A 20,876-nucleotide genomic window follows, 5' to 3' on the forward strand; every position below is an offset into this window, starting at 1 on the left:
CCCCCGACCGGTGGCCCGGCCCCCAGCCCACCGCCCCGGACCACCCCGCGACCCCCGGGCCCGGCTCCCCCGAGCGGCGGCCCGACCCCCGACCCACAGCCCCGGACCACCCCCGAGCCGAGGCCCCACCACCCCGGCCAACCCCGCCAACCGGCACCCACACCCCGGCCAACCCCGCCAACCGGCACCCACACCCCGCCGACCCCAAGGCACTGGTCGGCCAACCCCGGGGCACGGATCAGCCAACCCCGGCCTACAGGTCGATGAATCCGGAATCGGTGAATGCCTTGTCCACCGAACGTCCGGCCTCATATCGTTAGGGACCAAAAGACCAATGCGGTCTCGGGCCGCCCCAGAGAGGCTCGGATGCTCGACCACCACCAGCTCGCGGCAGCCACCCGCATCGGCATGCTCACCCGTGAGCGCGACACCGCGTCCGCCTGCGCCGAGGCGCTGCACGAACTCGGCCGCGCCCTGCCCCTCGACGCCGCGACGCTGCTGGAGTTCGACCCGATCACCGGCGCATACGCGCAGATCGCGGGCGTCGGCTACGACGCCGAGATCTCCGAGGCCCTGGCCGCCGAGTTCGTCTCGACCCCCTGGTACGGCAATGTGCTGCGCAGCGAGATCCCGCCCTCCATCTCCGAGGACACCGAGGACCCGGGCGAGCGTTACCGCGACGGCTGGTTCTACGCCGAGCGGATGCGCCCGGCGGGCGTCCGCGACGCGGTGACGGGCGCCCTGCGCCACCGGGGCCGGCTGGTCGGCCTGATCACCCTCTCCACGCAGACCCCGGACGCGTACGACACCGCCACCCGCCGCCTGCTCGCCTCCCTCCTGCCGGCCCTGGGCGTCCTCGCCGACACCACCGCCCACATCGGCGACCTCCACGACCTGCCGGCGGAGGGCGGGGCGAGCCTGCTCGTCGCCGAGGAAGTCCTCGAAGTCCCCGGCCGGGACCCGGCCGCGGTGCTCCACGACACCGAGTTCCGCCGACTGGCGCGCGCCTTCGCCGACTCGCACGGCACCCGGCTGCGCCTGCTCTGGCCCGTCGGGCAGGACTGGCACCGCGTCACCCTCCGCCGGCACACCCTCGGCACGGCGGTCGTACGCGGGGCGGTCCTCGTGCACGAGGCGCCCGCCCCACTGCCGTACGGCCTCAGCCCGCGCGAACTGGAAGTGCTCACCCGGGCGGCCACCGGGCAGACCAACCAGGCCATCGCGCAGGCGCTGTTCCTCTCCCCGCGCACCGTGCACACCCATGTCGAGCACCTGCTGCGCAAGACCGGCGCCGCCTCCCGCGCCGAGGCCACGGCCCTCGCCGTACGGGACGGGCTGCTCCGGCCGACGGCGGAGGACGTCGAACGCTTCGTGGAGCGTTGACCCGGCCGCCTCGTCGAGCGGTGACCTGGTCGTTTCGTGGAGCGGTGATCCGGCCGCCTCGTCGAGCGGTGACCTGGTCGTTTCGTGGAGCGGTGATCCGGCCGCCTCGTGGAGCGTTGACCCGGCCGTTTCGTCGAGCGGTGATCCGGAGACCGAGTTCCGCTCCAGCGCGGCTCAGTTCGGCTCAGTAGGGTTCGACGGATGACCGACACTCTCACCGGAACCGAGCCGACCACAGGACAGGCCCGGAACCCCTCCCACGCCGAGCCGTCCCCCGAAAATCCGACCAGCGCCAGGCCGTCCCCCACCGAGCCGTCGCTCGACAAACCCTTCCTCTACGTCGTCGTCTGCGCCGCCGGGATCGCCATCGAGGTCAGCAAGCTGATCACGGCGGCACAGGAGCGCGACTGGGAGGTCGGGGTCATCGCCACGCCCGTCGCCATGGGCGGCTTCTTCGACGCGGCGGCGGTCGAGGCGCAGACCGGGCGGCCCATCCGTTCCGCCTGGCGGTCGCCGGGTGATCCGCGTCCCTTCCCGCCGCCGGACGCCGTCGTGGTCGCGCCCGCCACCTTCAACACCATCAACAAGTGGGCCGCCGGCACGGCCGACACCCTCGCCCTCGGCACCCTCTGCGAGGCGTACGGCCTCGGTGTCCCCATCGCCGTACTGCCCTGTGTCGCCGACGCCCTGGCCGCGCACCCGGCGTACCGCGCGAGCCTGGAGCGGCTGCGTGGCATGGGCGTACGGTTCGGCGATCCGTACGCCGGCGACACCGACGAGGACGGCGGGCGCCCGGAGTTCCACTGGGCGCGGGCACTCGACCTGCTGGCCCCGGAAGCCGACGACGTCGACTCCGGTTGACGTGCCATGCCGCAGCCCGCAGCCCGCAGCCCGCAGCCCGCAGCCCGCAGCCCGGTTCCGGTTCCGGTTCCCGTTCAACCGAACGGTTGAACCGGTCGTCGGCTTACGGGCGACGCGCGGCGCCCTCTCCCGGTCGGGGACTGGCGGCGCTGTCGCAGCGGTGCCGCCGTACGGGTCGCGCCGCGGAAAGGACTCTCCCCCACATGACCGGCACATTCAGCAGACGACGCATCCTCACCACCGGGGCCGGAGCCGCGCTCGGCGGGCTCGTCGCCACCGGTACCGCACAGGCCCGCCTCCGCCCGAGCCGCCTCCGCTTCCGCCTCGGGCGCGTCGGGCAGCACCGGCTCACGGTCCGGCCGCGAGGAGACCCGTTCGCTCGACGAGCTGTACCAGGCGGCTCTTGCCGAGGGCGGCAAGCTCGTCATCTACTCCGGCGGAGACGTCGACAGCCAGGCGGCGGGTGCCCGGGCCGCCTTCACCGGCCGGTTCCCGGAGATCGACCTGACGATCGTCGTGGACTACAGCAAGTACCACGACGTCCGCGTCGACAACCAGCTCGCCACCGACACGCTGGTCCCCGACCTCGTCCAGCTCCAGACACTCCAGGACTTCACCCGCTGGAAGCGCCAGGGCAAGCTGCTGCCGTACAAGCCCGCCGGATTCTCCGAACTCCACAAGGCCTTCCGCGATCCGGACGGCGCGTGGACCGCCGTCTCGGTCATCGCCTTCAGCTTCTTCTACGACGTGGCGGCGGCCGGTGCCGCGGCCCCGAAGTCCCCGCTGGACCTGCTCGACCCCCGTTGGAAGGGCGCCATCGCCTCCTCCTACCCGCACGACGACGACGCGGTCCTCTACCTCTTCTCCCTCTACCAGGAGACGTACGGCTGGGACTGGGTGGCCGAATTCGCCGCGCAGCAGCCACAGTTCGCCCGCGGCTCCCACTCGGCCCGCCTCGCGGTCAACGCCAAGCAGAAGACCATCGGCGTCGGCGGCTCGGGCACCCCGGTCGTGGGCTCGGCCCCGATCCAGTGGGTCGCACCGCAAGGACACCCCTTCATGGCCTGGGGCCAGCGTGCCGCGATCCTCAAGAAGGCGGCGAACCCCACGGCCGCCAAGCTCTACCTGAACTGGGCACTGTCCGAAGAGCGCCAACTGGCCGGCTCCAGCGGCTGGTCGGTCCGTACGGACGTCACCCCGAACGCCTCGCTGAAGCCGGTGTGGGAGATCCCCGAGGCCCACGTGGACGGCTTCCCCCGCTTCATGGAGGACCGCGCCGGGATCGAGCGCCTGAAGCAGACGTTCGCCCTCTACTTCGGCGAGGTCAGGGGCGAGCCCACGCCGGGCGTGCTGGGACTGCACCCCGGCCGGTAGGCCCTGTCGCCCTGATCCCGGGTCGATGCCCCGGACACTGGTCCCGGGTCGATGCCCCCGGACCCTGATCCGGGGCGATGCCCCGGACCGCTGGCCGAAAACGGCGGGCACGGCGGATCCCTTTACTCCTGTCACACCGGTCACTGCCTACACTCTGCTGCCGCGCCAGCTCCACGCCAGTCCGGACCGTCGCAGAGGGAACCGCCACCGTGCCCGCCATCGCCGCCCCCGCCCCATCACGCCGAGGATCGCTGTCCGCCTGCGTGCGCCGAGGATCGCTGTCGCTCCGACGGCTCCCAGACCTGGTGTTCCTGGCCGTCGTCGGCGGCGGTCTGCTCCGCCTCGTCGATCAGAACTCCCGGTACTCCACGCTGTGTTGGGAGTTGCTCCCGCTCATCACGCTGCTCGCGGCGGGGTACGTCGGCGGGCTCGCCCTCTGGGACCGGCTCGGCCGGCGCGGCAGACCCCTCTGGCTCGCGGCGCTGCTGGTGCTGTGGTGGTGGATCTCCTGGGAGATGCCCGCGCCGATCGCCACCAGTTACATCTGGCTGGCGCTGCCGCTGGCGATCCTCGCCCTGCGCATGTTCAGGGACCGTACGGCGGTCGCCGTGGTCGCGGTGATCACCGTGCTCCTCGTCGTTCTCATCGCCCGCACCGCCGAGGTCCTGCATCCCGAACTGGTGGCGCCCCCGGCCGCCGCGCTCTGGGCCACCGTCGCCCTCTACCGGTCCCAGCAGCGGCTGCTGGGCGAACTGCGCCGCACCCGCGCCGAGTTGGCGCGCGGACAGCGTGAGGCCGGACGGCTCGCCGAACGCGCCCGCATCGCCCGCGATCTGCACGACACCCTCGCCCAGGAACTCGCCGGCAGCCGTATGCTCCTCCAGGCCGCCGACCGCGACTGGGACCGCCGTCCGGACCTCGCCCGCACCCAGGTCCGCACGGTCGCCGACGCACTCGGCGCCAACCTCGCCGAAACCCGCACCATCATCCGCGATCTCACCCCGCCCGCCCTGGAACACGACGACCTCGCCGCCGCCCTGCGCTCTCTGTGCGCCCGCGACTCGGCCACGCCCTCCCGGGTGGTGTTCCGCACCGAGGGCGAACCCGGCCATCTGCCCTGCGAAGGCGCCGCCGCCCTCCTCCGCGTCGCCCAGGGCCTGTTGGCCAACGCCCGCGAACACGCCCACGCCCGCCATGTCTGGGTCACCCTCGACCACCGAGACGACACGACGGTCACGTTGGAGGTACGGGACGACGGCGTGGGCTTCGACCCGGCGGCGGCGTCGACCTCGGCGTCGACGAGACCGGGCGACCGGGGCCTCGGGCTGACCGCCGGCCGGGAACGCCTCCACGCCCTCGGCGGCTCGCTCACCGTCCGCAGCGCACCCGGCCGCGGCACCCTGGCCCGCGCCACGCTGCCCCTGAACGCCCTCGCCCTCGCGGGCCCGGCGGTCCTCCGGTGACCGCCGCACCCGACACCCCGCTCCGCGTCCTGATCGTCGACGACCACGCCGTCGTACGCGCCGGACTGCGCGCCCTCCTCACCGGCGAACCCGGCTTCGACGTCATCGGCGAGACCGGCGACGGCGAAGAGGCCGTACGCCTCACCGCGCGGCTCCGCCCCGACGTGGCCCTCATGGACCTGCGCCTCACGGACGACACGGCACCCGGCGACCGCGTGGGCGGCCTCGACGCGACCCGCCGCATCACCGCCGACACCCCGGACACTCGCGTGGTCGTCCTCACCAGCTACGGCAGCCAGGGCGACGTCGTACGGGCGATGGAGGCCGGCGCCCGCGGCTACATCCTCAAGGCGGGCCCGCCCGAGGAACTCTTCCGCGCCGTACGCGCCGCCGCCGGCGGAGGCATGGGGCTCGCCCCGGAGGTCGCGGGCCACCTCGCCTGCCGCAGGACCGATCCGGGCACCGACCTCACCGAACGGGAGATCCAGGTCGTACGACTGCTCGCCCAGGGCAACAGCAACCGCTCCATCGCCGGCTCCCTCCACCTCACCGAGGCCACGATCAAGACCCACCTCGTCCGCATCTACCGCAAGCTCGGCACGGAGAACCGGGCGAGCACGGTGTCGGAGGCGGTACGGCGAGGGCTGCTCGAACTGGGGTGAGCCGATGTACGGTGCGTGGGCACGCCGGCTCGGCCGGTGCGTGCGGCTGAACTCGTGTGCCCGGCCCGGCCGGTGTGTGACGCTCAGCCGCAGCCGACCGTCGGACCCGCCAGCATGCCGCCGGTGTACAGACTCTGCCCCTGCGGGATCCAGTAGCCCAGCTTCGAGACGACCGTGCCGCATGTGCCCTTGAGCGAGACCCGCACGGTGACCGTGGTGGGGCGGCCCGGCTGGAGCCCGGTCAGGGCGCAGTCCAGGACATGGGGCGTCCTGGCCGTCGACGGGTGACGGCCGGGCAGCGGGTTGCCGCAGCGCGCGTCGGAGGTGGCCGGCTTCATGCCCACCCCCTCTTCCCCGATGAGCCCGAACCGCGCGCTGTCGTCGCCCTTCTCACTGTCCCGGGCGACTCTGTACCTCAGGGTCGTCGTGGTACCGGGCCGCAGGGGACCCCCGTCCACCTCGACCCGATGCGTGGGCTCGGGCTTGGGCGCGGACAGGGTGAGCGTCGCGTGGACGCCGCCACGCAGGTCGACACCGGCGGGTGTCGAGCGTACGTGCACGGTGGCGGTGATGTCGTAGGTGCCGGGCCCGGGGTAGTCCCGACCGCCGGGCAGCAGCCCCGTGGCGACCGCCCGGCCGTTCTGCCGGGCAGTCCAACGACCCGACGTCAGACAGGTGAACGGGCCGTCCGCGCCCGGGAGTTCACAGGTGGCCGGGGCCGACACGGACAGCGTCGGGGTGCCGTCGGTCGCACACAGGCTGACGGAGGCCCGCTGCCCGCCGTCGCCCCGGAGGGTCCCGGCGGGCACACAGAGGGTCGACGGAGTGGTGGGTGCCGGGGCGGCGGCGCCCGGAGCGGACGCGGCGGGGGCGCTCCAGCCGGTCGCGGCGAACAGCACCGCCCCCGCCACCAGCGCCCGGCGCATCGCGCGGAGCTTCGTCGAGGACATCGGACGTGGCATCGGCACCGCTGCCTCCCGTACGACTGTGACCTGTGAGCCCTTCGCCGGTCATGTGCCACGCGGATGCGCGAGCCGCCGCCCGCCCCTCTCCTCCCACGCCGGACCGTCACCTGCCTGCCGGAGCCGGGCGGGGGCGCAGAAGGGAGGGGGAGTGTGCGGCACGACCGGGGTCAGGACCCCGGTTGGAGGGCCATGTCGGTTTCGCCCGTCGAACCGTCAGTGAGCGCCCGCCGGCTCGAACTCCGTGCCGCACGGGCCCGCGCCCTCGCTCTCCGGCAGCGGGACGGGTTCGCCGCTCATCGTGAGCGTGTCGTAGTAGCGGCCGATGCGCTCGGTGGAGCGGCCCACGTAGTGCCCGATGAAGGAGCGGCGGAAGCGGTCGGCGGTGCGGTTGGGCTGGGAGCCGTGGACCAGGCTGCCGTTGAAGAAGAGGACGTCGCCCGGTGCCATGTCGACGGGTATGGCGGTGAGGCCGGGCGGCGGCGGGACGTACTCGCGGACGAAGGACAGCCCCTCGTCCGCCTCCTCCGGGCAGAACAGATCCATGCGGTGGGTGCCCGGTACGACCTCCAGGCCGCCGTTGTCCCGGTCGATCACATCGCAGGCGATCCACGCGGCGACACATGTGCCCGGCTCGACCCGCAGATAGAAGTTGTCCTGGTGCAGCGCCTGCCCACGGGCGCCCGGCGGCTTGAAGTAGAACATGCTCTGCGCGGCCAGGACCTCCTCCCCGAGCAGCCCTTCCAGGATGTCCCGCAGCCGTGCGTCGAGGAGCACACGCAGCGACAGGTCGTCGATGCGGTGGGGGTGCATCACACGCGGGTGGACGTGGAGGGGGTCGGCGGCCTCAGGGCCGGAGGACCGGGGCTGGAAGTGCCCCGGAATCGGACCGCCCGCCTTCAGGGCGGCGAAGCGGTCGCACAGCTCTTCGATCTCGGCGGCGGAGAACAACCCCCGCACCACCAGATAGCCGTTCTCCTCGAACTCGGACCGGAACCCGACCTTGTCCGTGACTGTCATCCACGCGTCCTTTCTCGCTGTCGTCCACCGTGTCTCACGCTAGATCCGAGCGCCTGTCGGGAGGATGCCTGTGCGTGCTGATGACTTGTCCGAGACCGCTGTGCCCGCCGACCCGTCCCCACCACCGGGCCAGGTGATCATCGGCTGCTTCGACCAGCGCCCGCCGTACGCCGTCAACCGGCCGCGCGGAGCGGACAGCTGGCTGTTCACCTGGACCACGGGCGGCGGCGGACTGCTGCGGCAGGGCGCGGCAAAGACGGCGGCGGCCCCCGGCGACCTCGTGGTCCTCGGCCCGGGCGTGCCGCAGCACTACTCCGTCGGGCCCGGCGCCGGGCACTGGGCCTTCTGGTGGGTGCACTGCCAGCCACGCGCGTCCTGGACGGCCTGGCTGCGCCCGTACGACATCGGGGACCGGCTGTACGTCGTCCCCCCGACACCCGGGGGCATCCGGGAGCGCGTCGACGCGGCCTTCCGCCGGATGCTCGCCGACGCCCGCTGGACGGGGGAGGGCACACCCCCGGCGCCCGAGGCCGCTCCCATGGACGGTGAGATCGCGGTGGCCCACGGCGCGGCGGCGCGTGAACTGGCCCTCTGCTCGCTGGAGGAGGTAGTGCTGCTCGCCGCGGCCCGGGCCGAGCCCCGCCGGTCGGGGGTCGACCCCCGGGTCCGGCGGGCGGCGGACCTGATCACCGCGGACCCGGCCGCCCCGCACACCGTCCGCTCACTCGCCGAGCGGGTCTCCCTCTCCCCGTCCCGTTTCGCGCACCTCTTCACCGAACAGCTCGACCACTCCCCGATGCGCGCCCTCCTCCACGCCCGTCTGCTGCACGCCGCCCGCCTCCTGGAGGCGACCGAACTCCCGGTGGAGCGCGTGGCCGCAGCCTCCGGCTTCGGCAGCCCCTTCCACTTCAGCCGGGTGTTCCGGCAGCGCTACGGGGTGCCGCCGGGCGCGTACCGGCAGGGGCTCAGGGACGACGGCTGATCAGTGACCCCGGCCCCTCAACGGCCCCTCAGCCGCCGAAGACCCGCAACGACACCCACAGCGCCCCCACGGCCGGGACCAGCGCCGCCGGAACGGTGATCAGACCCAGCCTCGTGAACTCCCCGAGGTCCACGTCGTGTTCGTGCTGATGGACGATGCGCCGCCACAACAGAGTGGCCAGGGAACCGGCGTACGTGAGGTTGGGGCCGATGTTGACGCCGAGGAGCACGGCGAGGACGGCACCCGTGCCGAGCGGGGCGGCCAGGGGGACCAGGACGAGGACGGCGGGGAGGTTGTTGATGACGTTGGAGAGGAGGGCGGCGAGGGCGGCGACGCCGAGGAGGGCGAACAGCCCGGAGCCGGTCGGCATCAGCCGGCCCAGCGCGTCGGCGAGACCGTGGTCGACCACCGCGCGCACCACGATGCCCAGTGCCAGCACGAACGCGAGGAAGGGCAGCGAGACCGACCGCAGCAGCGCCACCGGGGTCGTGGAACGGCGGACGAGCGCCCGGACCGCGAGCACCACGGCCCCGGCCAGCGCCGCCCACGCGGGCTCGACGCCGAGCGCGGACGTCACCACGAACCCGGCGAGCGTACACAGGACGGTGACCAGCGCGAACAGCGGCAACTCGGGCGGCTCGACGGTCTCCCGCGACGTCGGTGGCCCCGCGTCCAGATCGGCTGCGAAGAACCGGCGGAACACCAGGTACTCGGCGGCCACGGCCACCGCCCAGGGCGCCGCCATCAGCAGGCCGAACCGGGTGAAGGTCAGCCCGCTCGCCGTGAACGCCAGCAGGTTGGTGAGGTTGGAGACGGGCAGCAGCAGCGACGCCGTGTTCGACAGATGCGCGGTGGCGTACACATGCGGCTTGGGACGGGCGCCCAGCCGGACCACGGTCGCGAACACCACGGGGGTGAGCAGCACGATCGTCGCGTCCAGGCTCAGCACCGCCGTGATGCCGGAGGCCAGCGCGAACGTCGAGCCCAGTAGCCGCCGGGGCCGTCCCGCCGAGGCGCGCGCCATCCATGCTCCGCACGCCTGGAAGAGCCCCTCGTCGTCGCACAGCTTGGCCAGCACGAGGACGGCGGCCAGGAATCCGAGCACGGGGCCCAGCAACTCGGCCTCGGCGTGCGCGTGTTCGAGGGAGACGGCACCGGCCGCGACCGCCACTCCGGCGGCCGGTACGGCGACCACCGCCTCGGGCAGCCCGAACGGCCGGGCGACCGCACAGCCGAGGACCACGACGAGCAGGACGACGGACAGGACCTCGACGAAGGGGACGTTCACGGCGTGGCTTTCAGGACGTTCAGCGGCGCGGTAACTGGTGCACCCTACAGCCACCCATCAGCGACCGGTGAACACACGTGCGGTACCGAACCGGAGGCAACAATGCGAGCCACCTGCGGCAGCGTTCCCCCGACGCCCCGACGCCCCGACGCCCCGACGCCCCGACGCCCCGACGCCCCGACGCCCGCCTCACTCCTCCGACAACGTCAGCTCCGCCCAGATCGTCTTGCCGTCCTCGGTGTGCCGGCTGCCCCACCGCTGGGTCAGCTGGGCCACCAGCAGCAGCCCCCGGCCGCCCTCGTCGAAGGTCTTGGCCCGGCGCAGATGCGGAGCGGTGCCGCTGCCGTCGGAGACCTCGCAGATCAGGGTGGTGTCGTCGTGGATCAGCCGCAGCTGGATGGGCGGGGCGCCGTGCCGGATGGCGTTGGTGACCAGCTCGCTCACCACCAGCTCCGCCGTGAACGCCGCCTCGCTGATCCCCCACAGCGCCATCTGCGTCAGGACGTACTGCCGGGTCCGGGCGACGAACGCGGGGTCGGCCGGAACCGACCAGGTCGCGACCTGGGTGGCCTTGAGCCCTCGGGTGCGGGCCAGCAGCAGGGCCACGTCGTCGGGGGTGCTGCCCGTGGGGAGGATCGAGTGGACGACCTCCTGGCAGATGTCGTCCAGCGGGCCCTTGCGGCCGGACAGGGCCCGGGCCAGCAGCTCCTGGCCGGTGTCGATGTCGCGGTCCCGGGTCTCGATCAGCCCGTCGGTGAAGAGGGCGATGACGGTCCCCTCGGCCAGTTCGAGCTCGGTGGACTCGAAGGGCAGCCCGCCGAGGCCCAGCGGCTGCCCCGACGGCACGTTCACCTCCATCGGCCGTCCATCCGGGTCGAGGACCACCGGCGGCGGATGCCCGGCGCGGGCGAAGGTGCAGCGGCGGGTCACCGGGTCGTACACGGCGTACAGACAGGTGGCACCCACCTCACCGGTCACGCCCTCGCCGCCGGCCTCCGCCGACAGCCGCACGACGAGGTCGTCGAGGTGGGTCAGCAGCTCGTCGGGGGCGAGGTCGACGTCGGCGAGGGTGCGTACGGCGGTACGCAGGCGCCCCATGGTCGCGGAGGCCTGGACGCCGTGCCCGACGACATCGCCGACGACCATGGCGACCCGCATCCCGGACAGCGGGATCACGTCGAACCAGTCGCCGCCCACCCCGGCCTGTGCCGCCGGAAGGTAGCGGGAGGCCGCCTCCAGGGCGGGCATACGGGGGAGGGTCTGGGGGAGGAGGCTGCGCTGGAGGGCGAGTGCGGTCTCGCGTTCGCGCGAGTAGCGGCGGGCGTTGTCGATGCAGACGGCGGCGCGGGCCGTGACCTCCTCGGCGAGCAGTTCGTCGTCCGAGGTGAACGGGTCGGGCCGTCTGAAACGGGTCAGGACGGCCACCCCCAGGGTGGTGCCGCGGGCCCGGATCGGCACCGACATGGTGGTGTGGACGCCCAGCTCCTTGACCCGGGCGCTGCGTATCGGGTCCCAGGCGAGCCAGTCCACGAGTGTGTTCGCCGGGTCCGTCGCCACGATGGTGTGCCCGACCATCAGGGACGCCGCCTGCGGTGAGGTGGCCGGGTAGACGTCCGTACGGCCCATCTCCACCACGGCCTCGGGGCAGCCCGGGGTGACCGACTGGTGGGCGGCGCGGCGCAGGACGAACGGCGGCGACAGCGGACCCTCGTGCGGTTCGTCGCCGTGGTCCAGGGCCTGCATGAGGTCGACGCTGACGAAGTCGGCGAGGACGGGCACACACACGTCGGCCAGTTCCTGGGCGGTGCGCCGGACGTCGAGAGTGGTGCCGATGCGGATGCTGGCCTCGTTCACCAGCTGCAGCCGCTGCCGGGCCAGATACTGCTCGGTGATGTCGTGCCCGGTGACACAGACCCCGATCGCGGCTCCGGCGGAGTCGAACAGCGGTGCGATCGCCGCGGACCAGGCGTGGGCGCCGGCCTCGTCGGCGGCCCGCAGGAAGGTCTGCACGTCCTTGCGCCGGCCCAGGGCGAGCACCTCGCGCAGATGCTGCTCCAGTTTCTCGCCCTGCCGCCCGCCCACGATCTCCGACATGTGCAGCCCCCGGAGGTTCTCCTCCGGCATGCCCACGGCGTCCGCCATCACGTCGTTGATCCCCCGCAGCCGGAGCCGGTCGTCGAAGACCGCCATGGCGCACGGCGACTGGACCATCACCGCCGCCGCCAGCGGATCGTCCCGTACCAGCGGCCCGGGATCGTCGAGCGGACACAGAACGAGCCAGCCCCCGCCGCCGTCCCCGTCCTTCGACGCCCGGTGATGGGCCAGGAGCCACGCGGTGACCGTACGGCCGTCGCGGTGACGCAGTGCGACGGTGCCGCTCCAGCTCAGGCTGCCCGGCGAGGGTGGCACGAAGGTCGCCTCGGGGGCCAGCAGCTCCGCGGCGGGGCGCCCCACGACGTCCGCCGCGGACCAGCCCAGCAGCCGTGTGGCCCCCTCGTTCCACTCGACGACGACGCCGTCGCCGTCCATGGCCGTCCGTGCCGTCGCGGCACCGTCCAGGGCATACGCAGGGGTGTCACCGTGCGCTACCTTGCGGCTCCTCATCGTGGCGAGTTCCATTCCGCTGGACCGAACGGGTTTACGGGCGAAATCCAGCCTATGCGCTCCGCTGGGAAAGCGGACGGGAAACCGTGGGTCGGCTGTGGCGGGTGGCGCGGTGCCTCGCGTCCCTGAGGGGGCTGTCGTAGCCGGGTGTTCGGCAAGTGGTGCGAGGGACCCTTGACGTCTTCTTGAACACGTCGTCAGATTCTGTTTGTTCGCGATCAATTGTGATTGCTTGTGGCGCCTTGCAGTTCCCGGAATGTCCACCCGCACATCCGACGAAGGGATCACCCTTGACCGTCACCCGCAGGTCCTTACTCATCGCGGGCGCCTCCGCCCCGATGGCCGGAGCACTGGTGGGCACCGCCGTCGCCGCACCTCAGGCGAGACCCGCGTCCACCGAACGCGCCATCCCCCTCCGTGACGGCTGGCGCTTCGCCCTCGTCAACCCGGGCGGCATCACCGACCCGACCGGCGAGTACGCCGACGCCGCGAAGCCCGAGTACGACGACTCGGCCTGGCGGCAGGTCGCGGTACCGCACGACTGGAGCATCGAGCTCGCCCCGACCACCCAGCACAACACCACCAGCGGCACCGGCTTCTTCCCCGGCGGCCTCGGCTGGTACCGCACCGCCTTCACCCTGCCGCCCGCCCTCGCCGGGAAGCGGATCTCGGTCGAGTTCGACGGCGTCTACATGGACTCCTACGTCTACTGCAACGGCACCGAGGTCGGCCGCCACCCCTACGGATACACCGGCTTCGCCTTCGACCTGACCGATCTGCTGCACACGGACGGCACCACCGAGAACGTCATCGCGGTCAAGGTGCAGAACCGGCTGCCCAGCAGCCGCTGGTACTCGGGCAGTGGCATCTACCGCGAGGCCCGCCTGGTCGTCACCGAGCCGGTGCACGTGGCGCGCTGGGGCACACACGTCACCACGCCGGACATCACCGAGGAGCGCGCCGCCGTCCACGTGCGGACCTCCCTCGTGAACGCCTCCGGCGCCGCAGCGGACGTCGAGGTCGTCTCCCGGATCGTCGATCCGCGCGGCCGTACCGTCGCCCGTACGTCCTCCACGGTCGCCGTCACCGACACGGCGACCGAGACCCATGAACTCACCGTTGACGAACCGAAGTTGTGGGACTTCGCGGCCCCGCACCGCTACACCCTGAAGACCGAGCTGCGCGTCGACGGCAGGACGACCGACACTTGTCGCACGACCTTCGGCATCCGCACCTTCCGCTTCGACCCGGACGAGGGCTTCCACCTCAACGGCACTCATCACAAGATCAAGGGCGTCGATCTCCACCACGACCTGGGCGCGCTCGGCGCCGCCGTCAACGTCGACGCGATCCGCCGGCAGATGACCATCATGAAGTCGATGGGCGTCAACGCCTTCCGTACCTCGCACAACCCGCCCTCGCCGGAGATGATCCGAGTCTGTGAGGAGCTGGGCATCATGATGCTGGTGGAGGCCTTCGACTGCTGGAAGAGCCCCAAGACCCGCTACGACTACGGCCGTTTCTTCGACGAGTGGGCCGACCGGGACGTCACGGAGATGGTGCTGGCGGCCCGCAACTCGCCCGCCGTCCTCGTGTGGTCGATCGGCAACGAGATCTCCGAGTTCACCTCCACCGCCGGCCTCGCCATGGCGGACCGGCTGATCGCCGCCGTCAAGGCGTCCGACGACACCCGCCCGGTCGTCATCGGCTCCCACCGCCACCGCAGCGTCCCCGCCCCCGGCACCCCCGGCGATCTGATCCTGGCCAAGCTCGACGGCCTCGGCCTCAACTACAACACCGCCAAGTCGGTCGACGCGCTGCACGCCCGCTACCCGAACCTGTTCCTCTTCGAGTCGGAGTCGTCCTCCGAGACCTCCACCCGGGGCGTCTACCAGGAGCCGGAGCACCTCAATACCGGCGAGAACCACACCCCCGGCAAGCGAGGCACCTCCTCGTACGACAACAACCTCGCCTCCTGGACCATGAGCGGCGAGTACGGGCACAAGAAGGACCGCGACCGGAAGTGGTTCGCCGGGCAGTTCCTGTGGTCGGGCATCGACTACATCGGCGAGCCCACGCCGTACGACGTCTTCCCGGTGAAGGCCTCCTTCTTCGGCGCGGTCGACACGGCCGGCTTCCCGAAGGACATGTACTACCTGTTCCAGAGCCAGTGGACCAGCGAGCCCATGGTCCATCTGCTGCCGATGACCTGGAACCACGAGAAGGGCGACACCGTCGAGGTGTGGGCCTACTCCAACGTCGACACCGTCGAGCTGTTCCTCAACGGAAAGTCCCTCGGCACAAGGAAGTTCGACGAGAAGAAGACCGTGGACGGACGCCCCTATCTGGAGACCACCGAGGCGACCGGCGACGACAAGACCTTCACCGACGGCCCCTACCCCGGCAGCTACACCAGCCCCAACGGCAGCGCGGGCAAGCTCCACCTCACCTGGAAGGTCCCCTACGCGCCGGGCGAGTTGAAGGCGGTGGCGCGCAGGGACGGCAAGGCCGTCGCCACCGACGTCCTGCGCACGGCCGGTGAGCCGCACGCGGTGCGCCTGACCGCCGACCGCAGATCCGTCGCGGCGGACGGGCGTTCCCTGGTCTTCGTGACCGCCGAGATCGTCGACACCCGGGGCGTGGTGGTGCCCGACGCCCAGCATCTGATCTCGTTCGACGTACGGGGAGGCTCCCTCGCAGGGCTCGACAACGGCCGTGAGGAGAGCGCCGAGCGCTACCAGGCCGGCACCCGGACCGCGTTCGGCGGCAAGGCCCTCGCGATCGTACGGTCCGGGACCGAGCCCGGATCGATGAAGGTCACGGCGCGGGCGGAGGGCCTGCGCACCGGGAAGGCGACCGTCCGCGCGACCCCGGCCCACTCGAAGTCGACCACTCCGGCCGCCGAGTTCGGGCCCGACCATCCCGCCCCCGTGAACTATCCCTTCGCCGACGCCAGTTACTCCGGGCGGCCCGACACCCTGCCCGCCGCCATGCTCGACGGCGACCCCGCCACGGGCTGGTCGAACGCCTTCGTCAAGGCGGCCACCGCGTTGTTGCCCGCGTTCAGCGGGGCACGGCCGGAGGACTGGGTGTCCGTCGACTGGGGGCGGCCCGGCACGGTCGACCGGGTCGAGGTCTCCTTCACCGTCGACGCGGGTCACACGCTTCCCGAGGCCGTCGAAGTAGCGGTGTGGGACGGCAAGGCGTACGTGCCCGCCGAGAACGCGAAGGTCGACTGGGCCACGGCCTCCGACGCCCCCACGGTGATCACGTTCACCCCCGTTCGCGGCACCCGGGCCCGGCTCACGATGACGAGCCGTCATCCGGGCGAGGCGCGAGGCGCGGTGCGGATCAGCAGGCTGGACGTGCTCGCGGTCTGAACCACATGGCTGCGTCTCTTCCCTGGGGACCGCCGCTTCGGTCCGGACGGAGAACCAGTCCCGTCCGGACCGTTGACGGACTGTCATGTCTCTAACAGCATGGCCAACGTCCGCATCTGGGAGCGCTCCCATGCCGTTGTCACCCCCGTCACCTCTGTGCGCCCCCACCTCCCCCGAGGAGACCCAGACGTGAAACGACGCAGAACCACCCTGCTCGCCGTGACGGCCCTTCTCGCGGCGGCGCTGACCGCGTTGCCCACCGGCACGGCCCAGGCCGAGGAGGTCGAACAGGTCAAGAACGGCACCTTCGACACCACCACCGCACCCTGGTGGACGACGAGCAACGTCACCGCGGGCCTCACCGACGGCCGCCTCTGCGCCGACATCCCCGGCGGCACCACCAACCGCTGGGACGCCGCGATCGGCCAGAACGACATCACCCTCGTCAAGGGCGAGTCGTACCGCTTCGGCTTCACCGCCTCCGGCACGCCCCAGGGCAACGTCCTGCGGGCGGTCGTCGGTCTGTCGGTGGCGCCGTACGACACCTACTTCGAGGTGAGCCCGCAGCTGAACGTCTCGGGCGACTCGTACACCTACACCTTCACCTCACCCGTCGACATCACCCAGGGCCAGGTGGCCTTCCAACTCGGCGGCAACACAGCCCCGTTCAGCTTCTGCATGGACGATGTGTCGCTGCTGGGCGGGGTCCCGCCGGAGGTGTACGAGCCCGACACCGGGCCCCGGGTGCGCGTCAACCAGGTCGCCTATCTGCCCGCCGGGCCCAAGAACGCCACCCTGGTCACCGAGGCCACCGGGAAACTGCCCTGGCAGCTGAAGAACAGCTCGGGTGCCGTGGTCGCCCACGGGCAGACGACCCCGCGCGGCGTCGACGCCTCCTCCGGGCAGAACGTCCACTCGATCGACTTCGGCTCGTACCGAAAGCGCGGCACCGGGTTCACGCTGGTCGCCGACGGCGAGACCAGCCGCCCCTTCGACATCGACCCGAGCGCCTACGAACGGCTCCGGCTCGACTCGCTGAAGTACTACTACACCCAGCGCAGCGGCATCGAGATCAGCGACGAACTGCGCCCCGGCTACGGCCGCGCCGCCGGCCACGTCGACGTCGCGCCCAACCAGGGCGACGGGAACGTGCCCTGCCGGCCCGGCGTCTGCGACTACAGCCTCGATGTCACCGGCGGCTGGTACGACGCCGGCGACCACGGCAAGTACGTCGTCAACGGCGGCATCTCCACCTGGGAGGTGCTGAGCACCTATGAGCGCTCCCTGCACGCCCGCACCGGGGAGTCCAAGAAGCTCGGCGACGGCTCGCTGACCATCCCCGAGAGCGGCAACAAGGTGCCCGACCTGCTCGACGAGGTCCGCTGGGAGCTGGAGTTCCTGCTGAAGATGCAGGTGCCGGACGGGCAGCCGCTCGCCGGCATGGCCCACCACAAGATCCACGACGAGCAGTGGACCGGCCTGCCCCTGATGCCCGCCGACGACCCGCAGAAGCGCGAACTGCACCCGCCGAGCACCGCGGCCACCCTCAACCTGGCGGCGACGGCCGCGCAGGCTGCCCGCCTGTACCGGCCGTACGACCGGGACTTCGCGGCGAAGACCCTCGACGCGGCGCGGACGGCCTGGGCGGCGGCCCTCGACCACCCCGCGATGTACGCCTCCGAGAGCGACGGCGTCGGCGGCGGAACCTACTCCGACAACAACGTCACCGACGAGTTCTACTGGGCCGCCGCCCAGCTGTACCTCACCACGGGCGAGAAGGAGTTCGCCGACTTCGTCCTCGCCTCGCCGGTGCACACCGCCGACATCTTCGGCCCCATCGGCTTCGACTGGTCCAGGACGGCAGCCGCCGGCCGCCTCGACCTCGCGACCGTGCCGAACAAGCTGCCCGGCCGCGACAAGGTCCGCCAGTCCGTGATCAAGGGCGCCGACCGCTATCTGGCCACGCTGAGGGCCCACCCGTACGGCATGCCGTACGCGCCCGACGGCAACCTCTACGACTGGGGCTCCAACCACCAGATCCTCAACAACGCGGTCGTCATCGCCACCGCGTACGACATCACCGGGGCGTCCAAGTACCGCGAGGGCGCGCTGCAGAGCATGGACTATCTCTTCGGCCGCAACGCCCTCAACATCTCCTACGTCACCGGCTACGGCGACGTGGACGCCCGCAACCAGCACAGCCGCTGGTACGCCCACCAGCTCGACCCGGATCTGCCGAACCCGCCGCCGGGCACCCTCGCCGGCGGCCCCAACTCGAGCATCCAGGACCCCTTCGCACAGAGCAGACTCCAGGGCTGCGTCGGCCAGTTCTGCTACATCGACGACATCCAGTCCTGGTCGACCAACGAGCACACGATCAACTGGAACGCGGCGCTGGCACGGATGGCCTCCTTCGTGGCGGACCAGATCTGAGCGCCTTGCCGTGACCCCCTGCGGCCGACGTCCCCGGGACGTCGGCCGCATGCGTTCGGTACCGCACCGCATGGCCGTTGACCTGCGACTATTTACGGGTAAGTACCCGCGCGGTACCGTTGGCGCATGCCAGCTCTGAATGTGGAGTTCAGCGACCGTGAGCTAGAGGACCTGCGGCAGATCGCCAAGGAGCGCGGTACGTCGATGAAGGCGCTCGTGCGTGAGGCCGCCGCGGCCGACATAGTGCGGCACCGGGCGCTGAAGGAGGGCGCGGAGGCCTTCCGGGAGTTCTTCACCACGCACGCCGACGAATTCGCCGCCGCCTTCCCGGACGACGAACCCGCCGCCAAGGCGGAGGGACGGGCCGTCTGACCGATGGCTCCCGTCATCCATATCGACGTGCCGTGGCTGCTGCAGCGCCACGAAGAGGTCATGCCCGAGCAGCCCACCATCAACGACTTCTCCGCGCTCGTCGCCGCCGTGGCCCGGCATCGCGTGGACCCGCCCCGCCTCGGTGTCGACTCCGACCCCGCCTGGCGGGCCGCCGCGCTGCTGCACACCCTGGCGGTGCTCAAGCCCCTCCCGGCCGCCAACGCGCGCTTCGCCTGTGCCACGGCCGTCGCCTATATGTTCGTCAGCGGCGTCGGCATCGACCCGCCCTACGGGGCGCTGGTGGACCTCGCGCGCGACCTGATCTCCGGGAAGGCGGATGTGTACGGGGCGGCGGACCGGCTGCGGTCCTGGCAGATCTGAGCGATCCGCCCGCCGGGGCCGCCGACCGAGGGCGGGAGGAACAGGGTCGGCGGCCCGTTTCGCGCGGGAGAGCCGCCGTTCCGCGCGGGGCCTTGGCGAGTTGGCCGATTTCAGTCAACAACGAACCGCCCGTGTACCGGGAGCGTGCGTGGGCCACCGGGGTGTGCGCATGGTTCACACGGGGTGCTTGAGATCTTGAATGTCCCTGCGATACGGAAGACTTCGCCCGGCGCCGGAAGGATTGATTCCGGTCATCTGACCTGCTTTTAGTGATGCGGATGTTGCCCAAGTGCCTTGTTAGCCATGAGTAACTTGTGCAAGGGTGAACATCCTGCGCAGGGGCAATGGCCCGGCCTGAAAGGCCACTTGGCATTTCGGGTCGCCGAAGGGCCCAAAAGGCTCACGGCCGACGGCCATCGTGCGGCTCAGTCCCCGGCCGCATTCCCGGCGCCCGCCAAAAAGGTATGCACCAATCCAGGGCCCTTTTCGGCGGCCAGAACTCCGTGTGCCATCTTTGCGCCTTGGAAGGAACCCGCTCTGTGCACACCCCCCACCCGCCTCGCCCCTCTTACGCCCCCGCTCCCGGGCCGGTCCCCGGGGAGCCGGACGAGACTCTCGCCGCCCGGCTGAGAGGCTGGCCGGAAGGCGGCACCGGCGATCCCGTCGCACTGTTGATGGCGCGTCACTGGCAACCGACGTACGACTACGCGGTCATCTGCCTCGCCTCCGCCTCGGGCGTCGCCTCGATGGTCACCGCGACCGCGTTCCACCGGGTGCTCGACGGGCTGATGCGGGGCGAGTCGGGGGTCGCCCTGCGGCCCCGGCTTCTCGTGGCCGCCCGGGACACCGTCAAGGAGTGGTCCGCCGAGGACCGGATATCCGGTGTCCTCCCGGACTTGAAGAAACCCGCCGGGGGGCGCGGTATGAGGGCGGCGAAGTCGATGACGCCCGAAAATCGCAAGCTCGTCGAACGCTCTTTCCAGGCGCTCCCGGCGGTCGCCCAGTGCCTGCTGTGGCACACCGAGGTCGAAGCCGAAACGGTAACCATACCCGCTGGTCTGTTGGGCCTGGACACCGACAGCGCGGTGGCCGCGCTGGAGCAGGCGTGCGACAAATTCCGTGAGGGCTGCGTCCGCGCCCACCGTGAACTCGCTCCGTCCAAGGATTGCCGCTTCTACAACCGGCTCCTGGACGTGCCGATTCGCCGCGGCGGCGCCCTGCTGCCGGATGTCCAGCAGCATCTGCTGGAGTGCCGCTACTGCCGTTACGCCGCCGAGCAACTCAGCCATTTCGAGAGCGGGCTCGGTGGGGTCATCGCCGAGGCCGTGCTGGGCTGGGGCGCCCGGCGCTATCTCGACTCCCGGCCCGGCCGGATGCCGTACCAGGGGAACTCAAGACGCCCGGGGAGCGGCGGTCGCCACCGTCTGCTCTCCCAGATCCCCGCCCAGCGCCGCCGGACCACCTCCTCGGTGCGTAACTCCCGGGCACTGCTCACGGTCGGCGTCAGCTCCGGAGCACTGCTCGCCGCCATCCTCGGCGCCGCCCTGCTCTCGGACGACGGCAGCGGTGCCGATCCGGCCGCCTCCACCAGCGCCGCCGGGGGTGTCTCCACCGCGCCCGACACCGGTGACGGCAACGACGAATCCACCGCCGCCTCGCCGACACCGCCCACCACCGCCTCGCCGACACCGCCCACCGCGGCCGGCCGCCC

At 71.7% G+C, this 20,876-nt stretch carries 14 protein-coding genes and 1 pseudogene; 11 read left to right on the forward strand and 4 right to left on the reverse strand.

Annotated features, from left to right (window positions below):
* The first annotated feature begins 366 nt into the window (after window positions 1-366).
* The 5 genes from STRIP9103_RS37000 (at window position 367) to STRIP9103_RS37020 (ending at window position 5,743) form a co-directional block, all read left to right on the forward strand.
* On the forward strand, window positions 367-1,383 hold the full coding sequence (locus tag STRIP9103_RS37000; protein WP_009333150.1) for a helix-turn-helix transcriptional regulator: 1,017 nt from the start codon (window positions 367-369) through the stop codon (window positions 1,381-1,383).
* Window positions 1,384-1,584: 201 nt separating this feature from the next.
* Complete coding sequence (locus STRIP9103_RS37005) at window positions 1,585-2,244, forward strand: flavoprotein (RefSeq protein ID WP_009333145.1); 660 nt, start codon at window positions 1,585-1,587, stop codon at window positions 2,242-2,244.
* A 516-nt stretch (window positions 2,245-2,760) separates the two neighbouring features.
* Window positions 2,761-3,618: an ABC transporter substrate-binding protein gene (locus STRIP9103_RS37010; RefSeq protein ID WP_009333152.1), complete on the forward strand. Its 858-nt coding sequence runs from the start codon at window positions 2,761-2,763 to the stop codon at window positions 3,616-3,618.
* A gap of 209 nt (window positions 3,619-3,827) precedes the next feature.
* Window positions 3,828-5,081 carry a sensor histidine kinase gene (locus STRIP9103_RS37015; protein ID WP_009333127.1) on the forward strand — a complete coding sequence of 418 codons (1,254 nt, stop codon included), beginning with the start codon at window positions 3,828-3,830 and terminating at the stop codon, window positions 5,079-5,081.
* Window positions 5,078-5,743 (forward strand): response regulator transcription factor, encoded by a 666-nt coding sequence (locus STRIP9103_RS37020; RefSeq protein ID WP_009333131.1) that lies wholly within the window; start codon window positions 5,078-5,080, stop codon window positions 5,741-5,743. The genes STRIP9103_RS37015 and STRIP9103_RS37020 overlap by 4 nt, the downstream gene beginning before the upstream one ends.
* 83 nt (window positions 5,744-5,826) lie before the next feature.
* Here STRIP9103_RS37020 and STRIP9103_RS37025 read toward each other — a convergent pair whose 3' ends face one another.
* Together STRIP9103_RS37025 and STRIP9103_RS37030 are read right to left on the reverse strand one after the other, a co-directional pair.
* Window positions 5,827-6,693, reverse strand: coding sequence for a hypothetical protein (locus tag STRIP9103_RS37025; protein ID WP_234022397.1), 867 nt, complete (start codon window positions 6,691-6,693; stop codon window positions 5,827-5,829).
* Window positions 6,694-6,921: 228 nt separating this feature from the next.
* Window positions 6,922-7,725, reverse strand: coding sequence for a phytanoyl-CoA dioxygenase family protein (locus STRIP9103_RS37030; RefSeq protein ID WP_009333141.1), 804 nt, complete (start codon window positions 7,723-7,725; stop codon window positions 6,922-6,924).
* Window positions 7,726-7,789: 64 nt separating this feature from the next.
* Between STRIP9103_RS37030 and STRIP9103_RS37035 the strand changes: the two genes are divergently transcribed.
* Window positions 7,790-8,707, forward strand: coding sequence for a helix-turn-helix domain-containing protein (locus STRIP9103_RS37035; protein ID WP_048821658.1), 918 nt, complete (start codon window positions 7,790-7,792; stop codon window positions 8,705-8,707).
* A gap of 28 nt (window positions 8,708-8,735) precedes the next feature.
* Here the strand turns inward: STRIP9103_RS37035 and STRIP9103_RS37040 are convergent, their stop codons facing one another.
* Together STRIP9103_RS37040 and STRIP9103_RS37045 are read right to left on the reverse strand one after the other, a co-directional pair.
* A complete protein-coding gene (locus tag STRIP9103_RS37040; RefSeq protein WP_009333125.1) occupies window positions 8,736-9,995 on the reverse strand; it encodes an SLC13 family permease in 1,260 nt (419 codons plus the stop codon).
* Window positions 9,996-10,184: 189 nt separating this feature from the next.
* Window positions 10,185-12,599 carry a SpoIIE family protein phosphatase gene (locus STRIP9103_RS37045; RefSeq protein ID WP_078614176.1) on the reverse strand — a complete coding sequence of 805 codons (2,415 nt, stop codon included), beginning with the start codon at window positions 12,597-12,599 and terminating at the stop codon, window positions 10,185-10,187.
* Window positions 12,600-12,889: 290 nt separating this feature from the next.
* On the opposite strand from STRIP9103_RS37045, the gene STRIP9103_RS37050 reads away from it, so the two are divergent.
* From STRIP9103_RS37050 to STRIP9103_RS37070, 5 genes and pseudogenes are all read left to right on the forward strand, one after another.
* Window positions 12,890-15,979 (forward strand): glycoside hydrolase family 2 TIM barrel-domain containing protein, encoded by a 3,090-nt coding sequence (locus STRIP9103_RS37050; protein WP_009333154.1) that lies wholly within the window; start codon window positions 12,890-12,892, stop codon window positions 15,977-15,979.
* Between the two features lie 189 nt (window positions 15,980-16,168).
* Window positions 16,169-18,412, forward strand: coding sequence for a glycoside hydrolase family 9 protein (locus STRIP9103_RS37055; RefSeq protein ID WP_009333143.1), 2,244 nt, complete (start codon window positions 16,169-16,171; stop codon window positions 18,410-18,412).
* Window positions 18,413-18,538: 126 nt separating this feature from the next.
* Window positions 18,539-18,784 (forward strand): hypothetical protein, encoded by a 246-nt coding sequence (locus STRIP9103_RS37060; RefSeq protein ID WP_009333148.1) that lies wholly within the window; start codon window positions 18,539-18,541, stop codon window positions 18,782-18,784.
* Window positions 18,785-18,787: 3 nt separating this feature from the next.
* On the forward strand, window positions 18,788-19,165 hold the full coding sequence (locus STRIP9103_RS37065) for a hypothetical protein (RefSeq protein ID WP_009333157.1): 378 nt from the start codon (window positions 18,788-18,790) through the stop codon (window positions 19,163-19,165).
* A gap of 539 nt (window positions 19,166-19,704) precedes the next feature.
* Window positions 19,705-20,876: pseudogene (locus tag STRIP9103_RS37070) on the forward strand (hydrolase); the annotation flags it as partial.

It is taken from the genome of Streptomyces ipomoeae 91-03, assembly GCF_000317595.1.
Taxonomy (GTDB): Bacteria; Actinomycetota; Actinomycetes; order Streptomycetales; family Streptomycetaceae; genus Streptomyces; species Streptomyces ipomoeae.